This window comes from Neisseria sp. Ec49-e6-T10 (genome assembly GCF_051132615.1).
Taxonomy (GTDB): Bacteria; Pseudomonadota; Gammaproteobacteria; order Burkholderiales; family Neisseriaceae.
The window spans coordinates 1017754-1031027 of sequence record NZ_CP152375.1; the positions used below are offsets into that span (position 1 = coordinate 1017754).

The 13274-nt window shown below is 37.3% G+C and carries 18 protein-coding genes and 1 pseudogene; 6 read left to right on the forward strand and 13 right to left on the reverse strand.

The window, feature by feature from the left end; genetic code table 11:
* Positions 1-16: 16 nt before the first annotated feature.
* From AADH04_RS05245 to AADH04_RS05270, 6 genes are all read right to left on the reverse strand, one after another.
* Positions 17-442, reverse strand: a complete 426-nt coding sequence (locus tag AADH04_RS05245) for a ClpXP protease specificity-enhancing factor (RefSeq protein WP_434779199.1) — start codon at positions 440-442, stop codon at positions 17-19.
* A 62-nt stretch (positions 443-504) separates the two neighbouring features.
* A complete protein-coding gene (locus tag AADH04_RS05250) occupies positions 505-1110 on the reverse strand; it encodes a glutathione S-transferase N-terminal domain-containing protein (protein WP_434779200.1) in 606 nt (201 codons plus the stop codon).
* Between the two features lie 152 nt (positions 1111-1262).
* The gene (locus AADH04_RS05255) at positions 1263-2030 is read right to left on the reverse strand and encodes a cytochrome c1 (protein ID WP_434779201.1); all 768 of its coding nucleotides are present in this window, start codon (positions 2028-2030) and stop codon (positions 1263-1265) included.
* 14 nt (positions 2031-2044) lie between these two features.
* Positions 2045-3388, reverse strand: coding sequence for a cytochrome b (locus AADH04_RS05260; RefSeq protein ID WP_434779202.1), 1344 nt, complete (start codon positions 3386-3388; stop codon positions 2045-2047).
* 8 nt (positions 3389-3396) lie between these two features.
* Entirely contained in the window at positions 3397-3987 is a 591-nt protein-coding gene (petA, locus tag AADH04_RS05265) for a ubiquinol-cytochrome c reductase iron-sulfur subunit (RefSeq protein WP_434779203.1), read from the reverse strand.
* Positions 3988-4111: 124 nt separating this feature from the next.
* Entirely contained in the window at positions 4112-4861 is a 750-nt protein-coding gene (locus AADH04_RS05270) for a Nif3-like dinuclear metal center hexameric protein (RefSeq protein ID WP_434779204.1), read from the reverse strand.
* A gap of 529 nt (positions 4862-5390) precedes the next feature.
* On the opposite strand from AADH04_RS05270, the gene AADH04_RS05275 reads away from it, so the two are divergent.
* Positions 5391-6227 (forward strand): GNAT family N-acetyltransferase, encoded by an 837-nt coding sequence (locus AADH04_RS05275; RefSeq protein ID WP_434779205.1) that lies wholly within the window; start codon positions 5391-5393, stop codon positions 6225-6227.
* Here the strand turns inward: AADH04_RS05275 and AADH04_RS05280 are convergent.
* The 6 genes and pseudogenes from AADH04_RS05280 to AADH04_RS05305 form a co-directional block, all read right to left on the reverse strand.
* Positions 6194-6514, reverse strand: coding sequence for a GIY-YIG nuclease family protein (locus tag AADH04_RS05280; RefSeq protein ID WP_434779206.1), 321 nt, complete (start codon positions 6512-6514; stop codon positions 6194-6196). The genes AADH04_RS05275 and AADH04_RS05280 overlap by 34 nt on opposite strands.
* A 36-nt stretch (positions 6515-6550) precedes the next feature.
* A complete protein-coding gene (locus AADH04_RS05285; RefSeq protein ID WP_434779207.1) occupies positions 6551-6841 on the reverse strand; it encodes a putative quinol monooxygenase in 291 nt (96 codons plus the stop codon).
* A gap of 9 nt (positions 6842-6850) precedes the next feature.
* Entirely contained in the window at positions 6851-7162 is a 312-nt protein-coding gene (locus AADH04_RS05290) for a tetratricopeptide repeat protein (protein ID WP_434779208.1), read from the reverse strand.
* Between the two features lie 6 nt (positions 7163-7168).
* Positions 7169-7249, reverse strand: a pseudogene (locus AADH04_RS05295) (hypothetical protein); the annotation flags it as partial.
* Positions 7222-7650, reverse strand: coding sequence for a tetratricopeptide repeat protein (locus tag AADH04_RS05300; RefSeq protein WP_434779209.1), 429 nt, complete (start codon positions 7648-7650; stop codon positions 7222-7224). The gene AADH04_RS05300 and the pseudogene AADH04_RS05295, both read right to left, overlap by 28 nt.
* A gap of 150 nt (positions 7651-7800) precedes the next feature.
* Entirely contained in the window at positions 7801-8379 is a 579-nt protein-coding gene (locus tag AADH04_RS05305) for a c-type cytochrome (RefSeq protein WP_434779210.1), read from the reverse strand.
* A gap of 220 nt (positions 8380-8599) precedes the next feature.
* Here AADH04_RS05305 and AADH04_RS05310 point away from each other — a divergent pair, with 220 nt between their 5' ends.
* The 5 genes from AADH04_RS05310 (at position 8600) to AADH04_RS05330 (ending at position 12584) form a co-directional block, all read left to right on the forward strand.
* On the forward strand, positions 8600-9049 hold the full coding sequence (locus AADH04_RS05310; protein ID WP_434779211.1) for a Fur family transcriptional regulator: 450 nt from the start codon (positions 8600-8602) through the stop codon (positions 9047-9049).
* A complete protein-coding gene (locus tag AADH04_RS05315; protein ID WP_434779798.1) occupies positions 9046-9969 on the forward strand; it encodes a CobW family GTP-binding protein in 924 nt (307 codons plus the stop codon). The genes AADH04_RS05310 and AADH04_RS05315 overlap by 4 nt, the downstream gene beginning before the upstream one ends.
* 100 nt (positions 9970-10069) lie before the next feature.
* Positions 10070-10798: a metal ABC transporter ATP-binding protein gene (locus AADH04_RS05320; RefSeq protein ID WP_434779799.1), complete on the forward strand. Its 729-nt coding sequence runs from the start codon at positions 10070-10072 to the stop codon at positions 10796-10798.
* Between the two features lie 8 nt (positions 10799-10806).
* Complete coding sequence (locus tag AADH04_RS05325; protein ID WP_434779800.1) at positions 10807-11682, forward strand: metal ABC transporter permease; 876 nt, start codon at positions 10807-10809, stop codon at positions 11680-11682.
* A 20-nt stretch (positions 11683-11702) separates the two neighbouring features.
* Complete coding sequence (locus AADH04_RS05330; protein WP_434779212.1) at positions 11703-12584, forward strand: metal ABC transporter solute-binding protein, Zn/Mn family; 882 nt, start codon at positions 11703-11705, stop codon at positions 12582-12584.
* Here AADH04_RS05330 and AADH04_RS05335 read toward each other — a convergent pair.
* Entirely contained in the window at positions 12573-13247 is a 675-nt protein-coding gene (locus AADH04_RS05335; RefSeq protein WP_434779213.1) for a sulfite exporter TauE/SafE family protein, read from the reverse strand. The genes AADH04_RS05330 and AADH04_RS05335 overlap by 12 nt on opposite strands.
* Positions 13248-13274: the final 27 nt, after the last annotated feature.

Here is a 13274-nt window from a genome sequence, read left to right on the forward strand (position 1 = left end):
GTAACCTTATAAAAACCTATTTAATGATTTTTAAATGTGTTGTATCTGTCTTTTGTGTTTCATTCTCTTCAGCAGGTGTTGTAGATAATTTAGTGGATGACTCTTTTTTAGGCACTTCGACCAAAAGCTGATCTTCTTCTATAGGAAAACTCATTCCTTCTCCTGTTTCTTTTGCAAAAACGGATACAACATTATTCACGGGCACCCAAACATCATACACTTTTCCCGAAAATCTGGCATTAAAATGAATCCAGTCATTATCTAGCTGTAAATCTTTTACGGCATTTGGCCCAATACTCAAGACTATTTGATCATCTTTCACATATTGCATGGGTACCTGTGTTTGCGCATTGACCCAAACCACAAGATAAGGCGTATGCTGTGAATCAATACACCATTCATATAAGGCACGAATAAAATAAGGTTTGGTACTGATACTCATGATTCTTTACTTCCAAATAAAATCGGGTTGTCATAAGACAACCCTAACAAAAAACACGATCTTTATCTACGCATTGCTTTTTCAGCAGGTGTTAAAGCATCAATAAAAGCCTGACGCTGAAAAATTCTTTCCGCATATTTTAAAATGGGAGCCGCATTTTTGCCCAAATCAATATTATAATGCTCTAAACGCCATAATAAAGGAGCAATAGCCACATCAATCATAGAAAAGTCTTCACCCAGCATAAATTTTTGTTTATTAAATATAGGTGAAATCATGGTTAATTGTTCTGTAATGGCATTTCTGGCTTGATTTTGCTCTTTATTGGTTGACTCCGCTTTTTCTAATGTTTGCACATGCGAAAACAACTCTTTTTCAAAGCTATATAAGAACAATCGGCTACGAGCACGCATAACTGGATCACCAGGCATTAACTGAGGATGAGGAAAGCGCTCATCAATATACTCATTGATGATATTAGATTCATATAAAATAAGATCACGTTCAACCAAGACTGGCACTTGGTTATATGGGTTCATTACAGCTAAATCTTCTGGTTTATTGAAGATATCCACATCAACAATTTCAAAATCCATCCCTTTTTCGTATAGCACAAAACGACAGCGTTGGCTAAATGGGCAGGTAATGCCCGAATATAAGACCATCATAAAATAAAGACCTTTAAAATAAAGCAGAATGTACTATTGTATCAAGTTACAAAGGCAAAGACCAGAAAAACGCTGTAACACTATGTTATTAAAAATAAAAAAGGGTAATTTATATAAATTACCCTTTTAAAGTCTTATGTCAATCTAAAGAATCAATGAATACCTTTCCAGTATTCTTTATTCAAGAAATAAGTTAATGGTAATAAAACAATAAATAAGAACAATAAAACCAAATAACCAATTTGATGACGTTTAATCTGTGCAGGCTCACCCATATAAACAAGATAAGCAACTAAATCTTTTGCATAAGCATCGTATTCAGCTGTATCTACCTGACCATTGCTGTCCATAGTTGAGCGCAAACCAGCAGAAACCCATTTTAACTTAGGTTTTCCATGCTCATCCATTACAGGCAATCCTTTTTCATCAAGTTCAACTTCTTGAATACCTTGCAACTCCCAAAGGGCATGTGGCATCCCTACTTTATCAAATACAGTATTATTCCAACCTGTAGGGCGAGAAGGGTCTTTATAAAATCCCCTTAAATAGGCATATAAATAATCTGCACCACGTGAGCGAGCAATTAAAGACAAATCAGGAGGAGCAGCACCAAACCATGCAACAGCGTCGGCTTTACTCATGGAAGAAACCATTGTATCGCCTACTTTATCTGTCGTGAACATCAAATTTTTCTCGATATCAGATTCAGTCAAACCTAAGTCTGTTAAACGGTTATAACGCATTGCACTGGCAGAGTGACAAGTTAAACAATAGTTTACGAAGGTTTGCGCCCCTCTTTGTAAACTGGCTTGGTCACCCAGGTCAATATCCACTTTCTCATATTGAACAGCATCTGCTGCAATAGTCACTCCCGAAGACAATGTACAAGCGAGTAATAGAGCTTTTAATATATTTTTCATCTGTATGCTCTCTCTTAAATAATTTTCGTAAAGATAACAGCAGCAACAAGCGTAACCACAACCAATACCACAAAGATAATTTTATCTTTTAAAGTAGACATGGTCACACGTTTAGGTGGTTTGCCATCTTTATCAATTTTGGTGTAAAACGGCATGGCCAAGAAGAACACAAAATAGATTATAGACAACACCTGAGCAACTACAGTACGTGTATTGGTTGAAGGGACTGCACCTAAAATACCCAAACCAATAAATGAGGCAACAAATAGCACCAACATGACTTTAAAGTATGGGCCACGATAACGGATTGACTTAACAGGAGAACGATCCAACCATGGTAAAGCAGGAATCAATAATACTGCAGCGCCCATTGCCAGCACACCCCAAACTTGGGTACCCAAGAAAGAAGGTACTGCGCGCAAAATAGCGTAAAATGGTGTGAAATACCATACAGGCGCAATATGAGCGGGTGTCTTCATTGGATCAGCTGGGTCAAAATTTGGTGCTTCTAGGAAGTAACCACCCATTTCTGGCAAGAAGAATAAAATAAATGAAAACACAATCAAGAACATCACACAAACCATGATGTCATGTACTGTGTAATAGGGATGGAAAGGCACTCCGTCTAATGGGATACCATTTTCATCTTTTAATTTTTTAATCTCCACACCATCTGGGTTATTTGAACCCACATCGTGCAATGCAAGAATATGCGCCACAACCAAACCAATAAGCACCAATGGAATAGCAATAACATGCAAGGCGAAGAACCGGTTCAAAGTGATGTCTGATACATTAAAGTCACCACGAATCCATACAGCCAAATCAGGGCCAATAACAGGAATGGAACCAAATAGATTAACAATAACCTGAGCGCCCCAAAAAGACATTTGCCCCCAAGGTAAGAGATAACCCATAAATGCCTCGGCCATTAAGCACAAGAAGATCATCGAACCAAAAATCCAAACCAATTCTCGTGGATTTTTATATGAACCATAAATTAAACCACGGAACATATGTAAATAAATCACCACGAAGAACATGGAGGCTCCAGTTGAATGCATATAACGAATAATCCAACCACCTGCTACATCACGCATAATGTATTCAACTGATGCAAACGCAACAGGTAAACCTGCCGCATTTAGTGTGCCATCTGGTTTATAGTTCATGGTCAGGAAAATACCACTGACAATTTGAATCACCAGAACCAACATGGCTAATGAGCCAAAAAAGTACCAAATATTAAAATTTTTAGGAGCATAGTATTCAGACATATGCTCTTTAAACATAGCTTTCATGCTCGGGAAGCGTGCATCAACCCAACCCAAAACTGCTTTTAGTTTACTGTCTGACATATTTCCTCCTAGGCCTGATCTTCACCCACTAAAATAGTGGTGTCATTTACATATTTATAGGGAGGGACAACTAAGTTTGTTGGTGCAGGTACGCCTTTATACACACGACCAGCTAAATCAAACTTAGAACCATGACAAGGACAATAAAATCCACCTTTCCAATCGGCACCCAAATCAGCAGGAGCCACATCTGGACGGAAAGTAGGTGAGCAGCCTAAATGGGTACAAATACCCACCAGCACTAACGTAGCGGGTTTAATAGAACGAGTATCGTTCTTACAATACTCTGGTTGTTGAGATGTGGTCTCTGAAGAAGGATCAACCAATTGTGCAGCAACTGTACCTAAATCTTTTAATTGTTGCTCAGTACGGTTCACAACCCAAACTGGTTTACCTTGCCATTCAATAGTAACCTGTTGACCTGGCTCCAGCTTACTAATATCCACGCTTACTGGTGCACCAGCGGCTTTAGCTCGCTCTGATGGAAACCAACTTGCGATAAATGGCGTTGCCACCCCTATTGCCGCGACCCCTGCTGCCGCGCTAGTCGCCAAGACCAGAAATCTACGACGTCCTTTGTTTACTTGTTGTTCACTCATTATCAGTTATCCTACTGTTTTTTTTAAAGTCGAGCCATAAAATCTTACGGATTTTAACCCATTTTTATCATGCTCTAAAGTCCTATTTGTCAGAAATATGCTTTCCAATCAAAAAACACACACTTCAAATAGGGTTATTTTCATCAAAAAAGTGAGTATCTAAGCGGGTATCAATGCTGATTTGATTGATTAATGCTTGGATCCCAAATTTTTCTGTTGCATGATGTCCTGCACTAATAAAAGCAACCCCTGTTTCATTAGACAAATGATACTGTGCCTCAGAAGCTTCTCCAGTAATAAAAGCATCTACACCTAAATTAATTGCCTCTTGAAAAAAACCTTGTGCCCCACCAGTACACCAGGCAATATTTTTGATTGTTTTATCTAAAGCACCAACAATCAGTGGTGGTCTCTCCAACTTTTGCTGCAATTGCTGTCCCAAGCTTTCCAAACTTTGCTCTTGAAGCAACATACCCTGAGTCAATAAATTATTGGGGGTATTTTCAACAAGAATCTGCCAATCCATCATGTGTGCCAATTGAACATTATTACCCAACTGAGGATGAGCATCCAACGGCAGATGATAAGCAAGCAAATTGATCCCGTGTTTTAATAGTTTTTCAATGCGCTTTTTCTTCCAACCTGTTAATACAACTGGTTCACTTTTCCAAAAATACCCATGATGAACCAATAACGCATCTGCATTAAACGCGATTGCAGCATCAATTGCCGCTTCGCTCGCAGTCACGGCACCTACTACTGTATTTATATTTTCATTACCCTCTATCTGTAAACCATTTGGTGCATAGTCCTGAAACAATTCTGGCTTAAGCAACTGGTTTAACCAGTTTAATAGCGCATCTCTTTTAATCATGATAATTGATGTCGGGTAGTCATTAAATTTGCATTATTGTACTACACAATTTGTTCTATGTGATGAACCAAGTTGAAAGAATAATGATTATGTACTTTCAAGAAATTTGGCAAAGTAGTGAATAAAATCCAATAATTACCTATTTCATATTCATAAACACAAAATAGGCTTATGCAATTAACACCATTAATTACCCTATAGACCTAATCACACTTCACAAATGAACCACATTCATTTGACCTGTCCCAACATTGATCTATTTAAGTATTTTAATATTAAATATTCAGAGCCTATTCAACTCTTCAACTAAAATACCTAATTGAACATCACCTAATGATGAAATGTTTCTTTTTGCTCATGAGACCAAATTAATATAAATAAGAATACAATATGTTTCTTACTTTAAAGCAATAATATGTTAGACTGCAACCTTGTGATTAACTTTAAATATGTATTTTTTTGTAAATGTGCTTGTCAATAAATTCTTTTATTCAGACAATGTACTTATGATCAAAATAATAACCAATACATGACTACAGTCCAAACAGATAAAGACATGCTGTTAAAAGGCAGATCAAAAAAACGAACACCTGAACTTGAACAGTTCATGTTGTCTTACAAGAATTTAACACTACGATTTGCCCAAACACCTGAAGAATTAGATGCTATCCAAGCTTTACGTTATCAAATTTTTGGGTTAGAAATGGGTTCAAAACTGCCAACAGCCTATTTAGAAAGAGATATTGATGACTTCGATGATTTTTGTGATCATTTAATGGTTATTGATACACAAACTGATGAAGTTGTCGGCACCTATCGTTTATTAAATCCCACTAATGCAAAAAAAGCAGGAAGATTGTATTCTGCAGGGGAATTTTATTTAGACAACCTTACCCCTATTTTAGGTAAAGCAATTGAACTTGGGCGTTCTTGTGTCCATGAAAAATACCGAACAGGGACAACCATTAATTTATTATGGCAAGGCTTACAAGCCTATGTCACTTTATACAATTGTGATTACCTATTAGGCTGTGCCAGTGTATTCATTAATAATAACCCAGCAGGGATACATAAACTCACTAAAACATTATTAGCCAAACATGGTGCACCCGATAACTGGCATGTGCAACCTAAAAAATCACTGGCTTACGTCCCTTTTGATGAAAATACACCAGAGGCAGTGATGCCACCATTATTAAAAGGTTATTTACGCACAGGTGTACTGGTTTGTGGTGAACCTAGTCTGGATGAAGACTTTGGTTGTGTAGACTACTTCATTGTACAACCTATGGCTGAATTAGCTGAACGCTACCAAAAACATCTGGAAACAGGTCAAACTGGCTGGCAATCTTCTGCCGAAATCTGACTAAATACTGGTACCTGAATAAAAGTAGGCAGTTGTGACCACAGCTGCCTTTTTGTTTGTGCATTTAATTTTTTTGTTGCGTGTTCTGAACGCAAGGCTTCACTTTTCGTTAAACCACTTATCAAAATTCTCATTTCTATAGGTGGATACATTTTGGTAAAACGTGCCCCCTTTCCATCAACATGCGCCAAAAACCGCTCTTTAGGCCGATTACTGATACCTGTATACAAACGGTTTTTGTCACATAAAATTAAATAGACACAAAAGTTTGTCTCATTGCTTAACAAAATAATATCTCAACTTTGATTGAACGCCAAAAGACTTTAAGCAATTTTATTTAAAAGTTTAATCTCCAGAGAATTAAGTTTACCCTCTGTTACTTGAACAAACTGCTTAAAATGTGCTGTTTGATTATGAGCATCAACAGCTTGCTGAGAGGCCCAAACTTCGACAAAAACCAGAATATTGGGTTGACTCATATCTTGGTGTAAATCATATTTAATATTGCCTACCTCTTGTCGGCTTTTTTCTATTAAAGCCAATAACTCTGGCATTAATTCTTGTTGGTGTGCTTCTTTAACATTCAATGTTGCCACAATAACGATTTCACTCATAACTGCCTCCTAGTTGATATCAAATTTAAGGTTTTGCAAGAACTGTATTGCAATTGTATTACCTTGTTCTGCCGCTTTATTAAACCAATAAAATGCTTTTTGTTTATCCTGTTTCACACCCGCACCATGATAATACAAAAGAGCTAAATTACTTTGCGCCTTTGCACTACCCTGCTCTGCTGCTCGACTAAACCAGTAAAATGCTTTTTGCTTATCTACTGTGACACCATCACCCTGAAAATAAATCTCAGCTAGGTTATTTTGTGACTGCACTTCATTGTATTGTGCTGCTTGAGTATACCAATAAATAGCTTTTGACATATTTTTTTCAACAAACTGACCTTGTTGAAAAATCAAGGCTAAACTGTATTGAGCTTCGACTAAATTTTGATTTGCAGCCTTCGTATACCAATATACGGCCTTTTTGCATCACTGGGTACGCCATCTGCTTTATAATACATAAAAGCTAAACTATATTGAGATAGAGCAAGCCCTTGTTCTGCCGCTTTATTAAACCAATAAAACGCCTTTTGTTTATCACCATTTTCATAATATGCACTGGCTAAGTTGTCTTGTGCTTTAGCATAGCCTTGTTCTGCCGCTTTTATCAACCAATAGAAGCTTTTTTGAGTATCTTGTGAAACACCATCACCATTATAGTAAGCCTTTGCTAAAAGGTATTGAGCTTCAACATCACCGTTTTGTGCCTTAGTTTGTAATATAGTATCAGCCCCTTGTGCAAAAACACAAGAAGAAACAAACACGAATATTATGAGATAAATGCTTTTCAATGTATAAGTATCTATCATTATTTAACCCTATTGGTATTCAAAATAAACATTCAATCCACTTAATTTTCCTATTGAGCAGTTTTTTCCTTCTAAAAAAACATAAATTTTATATGCTCTAACAAAAAAAAAACCAGATTAATCTGGTTTTTTTCAATAACAAAGTGCTCTTTATTTTTCCTGACGGAAAGTATCATGACAACTTTTACATGTTGCAGCAGCAGCACCAAAAGCAGGCTTGATTTTGTTAATATCAGTATTATTTGCAGCAACTTCGCTCAAATTTTGCACAGCAGTTTTGTATTTGGTTACTTCAGCTTCAAATGCTGCAGCATCTGTCCATACATTGTCTTTTGCCTCACCATTTAAACCTGCACCATCTTGAGCAAAATGCTCAAATGGTACCAATCCTTTTTGAGCAAATGTGGCAGCAGCTGTTTTAAAGGCTTCTGCATCATAAGGAGTTTCACCTTTAACCATTTTACCCATTAAGCCAAACTCTTCTAACATAGCATTGAATGCATCTTTACGCGCTTGAGAATTTGGGCCACGGCCGTCTTCATTAACAGGCTTGCTCACTGGCTCAGATGCACCTTGAACCGCTGGTTCTGAAACAGCTGAAGCATCAGGCTCAGAAGAACTCATTACCTGAGGAGCAGAACTAGTTTCAGCTGGGGTAGTGGTCGTTTTATCACCACAAGCAGCTAATAGTGCTAATGTACTTAATGCGATAAGCGTTTTTATTTTCATTGGTCATTCTCCGGATGGTCGTTTAAAACTGTTTATTTATGACTGATATAATAAAACAAGATTGACTTATTTCCATCATATCTTTAATTTAGCATATGATATCATATTTTCATCTAAATCAATCCCCTCCAAAAAAAATCATTATGATTTAAAAAATGAATACTTGTTTCTTTTAATGTTATAATATAACATTACATCTGTTTTTATTTTTAGACCGATTATGTCTATGAATGCTCATACCAACCAACTAAAACAACATATTTTAAAAATTTGCGCAGAAAACCAAGCGCAAGTCACACCACTAAGAGAAGCTGTATTAGATTTACTGTTAAAACATGATGGCGTTTTAAAAGCTTATCAACTCTTAAACGATATGCAGTTAATTCGTAAAAATGTTGCACCTCCTACTGTATACCGGGCATTGGATTTTTGGGTAGAGCAAGGTGTGCTGCATAAAGTTAATGCTTTAAATGGTTATGTATTGTGCCAACACCCCGACCACCCTCATCAAGGCGTTATTTTACTATGTGACTCATGCCATCATATTTTTGAAGAATGTGACACACCAAAACTTCGTGAACTCAAAGAAGAACTGGCTCAAAAAGGCTTTACAGTTGATATGCAACAAATGGTTTTAACAGGAGTATGTCAATCATGCCAGACAAAATAAAAAATGTTCAGACCCATTTATTTACGGGCTTTTTAGGAACAGGAAAAACAACTGCATTACGACATTTACTAACCCAAAAACCCCAAGAAGAAAAATGGGCGATTATTGTCAATGAATTTGGTGATATAGGTATCGATGGTGCTGTTTTAAGTAATAATGAAGTGCCTGTTGCAGAAATCGCAGGTGGATGCTTATGTTGTGTTGCTGGCCCTCAAATGACAGTAACCGTTAATAATATTTTAAAAAAATACCGCCCCCATCGTTTACTCATCGAAGCCAGTGGTTTAGCACATGCAGCCAGTGTAATTGATGAGTTACAAGCGCCTTATTTGATAGAAGCTTTGTCTATTGGTGCCAATGTGACTTTAGTAGACCCTCGTCAATTTGTTCATCCTGACTATGCAAAACAAGCACTTTATCGAGACCAAATCAGTATTGCAGATATTCTTATTGCCAATAAAGTTGACTTATGTGATATCGAAACCCTTTCTACTTTTAGACGTACAGCCAATCAGCTTTTTCCGCCTAAGTCACTGATTAAAGAAGTCACACAAGGCAAAATAGAATTATCTTGGTTATTGGACACCCAAACGACGACAAAAAGCCGCTATCGACTTAAAGGTTTAGCCCAAAGCGAAATAGCTTTCCAATCAGAAGGTTTCATTTTTGACCCCAAACTGGGTTTTCATGGTGAACGCTTGACACAGTTTTTTGATGAATTACCAACATTGTGTGAGGGTTTGGTACGTGCAAAAGGTATTTTTAAAGTATTGGGTACATGGGTCTGGTTAAACTGGGCAGAAGGTTATTGGGGCGCCAATCAAGTTGCTTGGCGCAAAGACAGCCGTTTTGAACTGATTGCCAAAAAATTTGATGCTGAACTGATTGCTAACCGATTACAGGAATGTGTAGAAGAATGAATTCTTTATTGTTAAAAAATATCTGGTTTAGGCTAAGTTTGGCGCTTTTTTGGATTATATTGGCATGGTCTATTTATTTTTGGGTGATTCAGGAGTAGTGATGCCTATTATTGTTGACAATCTAACGGTTTCTTATCAAAAACGCCCAGCGCTTCACCATATTAACTGCACATTTAAGGAACATGAAGCCTGTGCTATTTTTGGTCCAAATGGTGCAGGTAAAAGCACACTATTAAAAGCCTGTATGCATCTTTTACCTTGTGAAACAGGTGAAGTTATGTGGCAACAGTTAAAACGCTGTGATTTGGCTTATCTACCACAACAATCAGAGATAGACCGCACACAACCAATGAGTGTTTTTGAATTGGTGGCAATGGGGCTTTGGTATGAATTGGGTTTATTCGGTGGCATCAATAAACAGCAAAAAGAACGAATAACAGAAGCGCTTGTACGTGTGGGTATGGCTGATTTTGCCCATAGAACCATTGCTCAATTATCAAATGGACAACTACAACGTGTATTATTTGCCCGCATGTTGGTACAAGATGCTCAATTTTTACTTTTAGATGAACCCTTTAATGCTGTAGATGCAAAAACAACCTATGCACTTTTGGCTGTACTACAAGAATGCTTAAATCAAGGTAAGGCAATAGTAGCTGTATTACATGATTATGAACAGGTTAGAGCATACTTCAATCGGACGATATTATTGGCAAAAGACAAAATTGCTGATGGTCCAACAAATGAAGTATTAACAGAAAACAATTTATTGCAAGCGAACCAACGCTTAATGAGTAAACAAGACAACACGTGGTGTGAGACCCCTTAAATTTCATGATGAATACCTTATACCTTTATTTTATCGAACCTTTCGTTGAGTTTTCATTCATGCGCTATGCTTTGGCCTCATGTTTTTGCCTATCCATTAGCAGCGCACCGATTGGTGTATTTTTAGTAATGCGCCGAATGAGCCTTATGGGAGACGCAATGAGCCACGCGGTGTTACCGGGAGCCGCCATAGGTTATATTTTTGCAGGTCTAAGCTTACCTTATATGAGCATAGGTGGCTTTATTGCTGGGGTATTAATGGCGATTTTTGCAGGGCTTGCCAGCCGTTTTACGACATTAAAAGAGGATGCTAATTTTGCTGCTTTTTATCTAACCTGTTTGGCTTTAGGCGTGTTATTGGTCAGTATGCATGGCGGCAATGTTGACTTACTCAATCTTTTATTTGGCTCGGTTTTAGGCGTGGATAAAATTGCTTTGCTTTTAGTCACCTCTGTTGCCACCATCAGCTTAACTTTATTGGCTATTATGTATCGCCCCTTAATGCTGGAAAGTATTGACCCTGTTTTTTTAAAAGCGGTTAACGGCAAAGGTGGATTATGGCATGTTTTATTTTTAATGCTGGTGGTCATTAATCTTGTGGCAGGTTTTCAAGCACTGGGTACATTAATGTCTGTAGGTTTAATGATGCTGCCTGCGATTACAGCTCGATTATGGGTACAGAGCATGGGGAAAATTTTATTACTGGCCACATTAATTGCTTTACTGAGTGCAACTGGAGGATTGTTATTGTCCTATCATCATGAATACCCTTCTGGGCCAGCCATTATTTTACTGTGTGGTTGCTTTTACTTATTTTCATTATTGTTTGGTCAATATGGTGGGGTGATCGCTCGTTATTTTCGCACCAAACACCATGTTAATTAAAACAATATAAAGGAGAAAAAATGAATTTTTTAAAATTAATTGGTATTTTTTTCATCTGTACCAATTTAGCTTATGCGGATAAAATAAATGTACTCACCAGCTTCAGCATTTTAAAAGACTTAACCGAACAAGTAGGTGGGGAACGTGTAACCGTCCAAAGCATTGTTGGCCCTAATCAAGATGCCCATATTTATCAAACTACACCAAACGACTTAAAAAAAATAAAAGCGGCAAAACTCATTATTGTTAATGGATTAGGTTTTGAAGGGGCAGGTCTTAATCGAGCAATCACACAAAGCAAAATCAAAATGGTTATCGCTTCTCGCGGTGTTCAAACATTATCACAAGAACATCATCATGATGATCATAGTCATGGTTCAACAGACCCTCACGCATGGACAGACCCAACCTTAACCAAAATTTATGTAAAAAATATTGCTCAAGCATTAAGTTCAATTGACCCTCAAGGAACAGACTATTACCAAAAACATGCTACTGCATATACAAATGAGCTGACTCAATTAGATAACTGGGCAAAACAAAGTTTTGGCGCCATTGCTAAAAACAAACGTAAAGTAATGACAGCACATGATGCTTTTGGTTATTTTAGTCACCATTACGATATTGAGTTTATTGCCCCACAAGGTGTAAACACTGAATCAGAAGCCTCAGCCAAAACTGTGGCACAAATGATTCGCCAAGCAAAAGCACAAAATATTAAAGCGATTTTTGCAGAAAATATTAAGGACGATCGTTTAATCAAACAGATCAGTAAAGAAACAGGTGCCAAGGTACAAGGTAAGCTCTATTCAGATGCATTAAGTCCAAAAAATACTGAAGCGGACACCTATTTAAAGATGATGAGATTCAACATCAATCAGTTAATCAACTCAATGAAATAATTGAAAATATTTTACAATCTGCCAAAGTGCAAAGCATATAAGAAAAAGCCCTGTACCCATACGGACGGGCTTTTTTTGTAACCAATTTTTTACTGTTGCCGCAAATATACCTATAGCCAATAAATTGGGTAAGGTTCCCAAAGCAAAAGATGCCATACATAAAGCGCCCATTATAACTGAGCCTGAACTGAGTGAATAAATAGAAGCTGTATAAACCATACCGCAAGGCAGCCACCCCCAGATCATGCCAACAAAAAATGATGCACCCGCTGAACGAATAGGCAATAATTTTTGTAAAAATCTGTTTAATAGACGCCAAATCGGGCGCCCTATGCCTTCTATTTTATTAATTGTACTGGAAATACCCATTAAATAAAGTGCCCACAAAATCAATAATACATTGGCAATCACAAATAAAGTGTTTCTTAATACACTACCTTGTTCCAGAATAATGCCTAATTGTCCTATTCCACCTAAAATAGCACCAATTAAGATATAGCTACTTATTCGCCCCAGATTCAATAAAAGAATCAGTTTATAGCGGCTTAATTTGGGGGGTAACTGCAAAGCAAAAGCGGTCGATAAACCACCACACATGGCTGCACAATGCCCTCCGCCAGCCAATCCCATTAAAAATAACGATAACAAACTGATTTCAAGCATAAATCGCCGCCCTTTTTTAAATTAAAA

Excerpts from the sequence above, each read along its gene's own strand:
- AADH04_RS05275 (WP_434779205.1), top strand. The coding sequence starts at position 5,391 with ATGACTACAGTCCAAACAGATAAAGACATGCTGTTAAAAGGCAGATCA.
- AADH04_RS05305 (WP_434779210.1), bottom strand. The coding sequence starts at position 8,379 with ATGAAAATAAAAACGCTTATCGCATTAAGTACATTAGCACTATTAGCT.
- AADH04_RS05260 (WP_434779202.1), bottom strand. The coding sequence starts at position 3,388 with ATGTCAGACAGTAAACTAAAAGCAGTTTTGGGTTGGGTTGATGCACGC.
- AADH04_RS05290 (WP_434779208.1), bottom strand. The coding sequence starts at position 7,162 with ATGTCAAAAGCTATTTATTGGTATACTCAAGCAGCACAATACAATGAA.
- AADH04_RS05255 (WP_434779201.1), bottom strand. The coding sequence starts at position 2,030 with ATGAAAAATATATTAAAAGCTCTATTACTCGCTTGTACATTGTCTTCG.
- AADH04_RS05335 (WP_434779213.1), bottom strand. The coding sequence starts at position 13,247 with ATGCTTGAAATCAGTTTGTTATCGTTATTTTTAATGGGATTGGCTGGC.
- AADH04_RS05325 (WP_434779800.1), top strand. The coding sequence starts at position 10,807 with ATGAATACCTTATACCTTTATTTTATCGAACCTTTCGTTGAGTTTTCA.
- AADH04_RS05310 (WP_434779211.1), top strand. The coding sequence starts at position 8,600 with ATGTCTATGAATGCTCATACCAACCAACTAAAACAACATATTTTAAAA.
- AADH04_RS05320 (WP_434779799.1), top strand. The coding sequence starts at position 10,070 with ATGCCTATTATTGTTGACAATCTAACGGTTTCTTATCAAAAACGCCCA.
- AADH04_RS05245 (WP_434779199.1), bottom strand. The coding sequence starts at position 442 with ATGAGTATCAGTACCAAACCTTATTTTATTCGTGCCTTATATGAATGG.
- AADH04_RS05300 (WP_434779209.1), bottom strand. The coding sequence starts at position 7,650 with ATGATAGATACTTATACATTGAAAAGCATTTATCTCATAATATTCGTG.
- AADH04_RS05330 (WP_434779212.1), top strand. The coding sequence starts at position 11,703 with ATGAATTTTTTAAAATTAATTGGTATTTTTTTCATCTGTACCAATTTA.
- AADH04_RS05270 (WP_434779204.1), bottom strand. The coding sequence starts at position 4,861 with ATGATTAAAAGAGATGCGCTATTAAACTGGTTAAACCAGTTGCTTAAG.
- petA (WP_434779203.1), bottom strand. The coding sequence starts at position 3,987 with ATGAGTGAACAACAAGTAAACAAAGGACGTCGTAGATTTCTGGTCTTG.
- AADH04_RS05250 (WP_434779200.1), bottom strand. The coding sequence starts at position 1,110 with ATGATGGTCTTATATTCGGGCATTACCTGCCCATTTAGCCAACGCTGT.
- AADH04_RS05285 (WP_434779207.1), bottom strand. The coding sequence starts at position 6,841 with ATGAGTGAAATCGTTATTGTGGCAACATTGAATGTTAAAGAAGCACAC.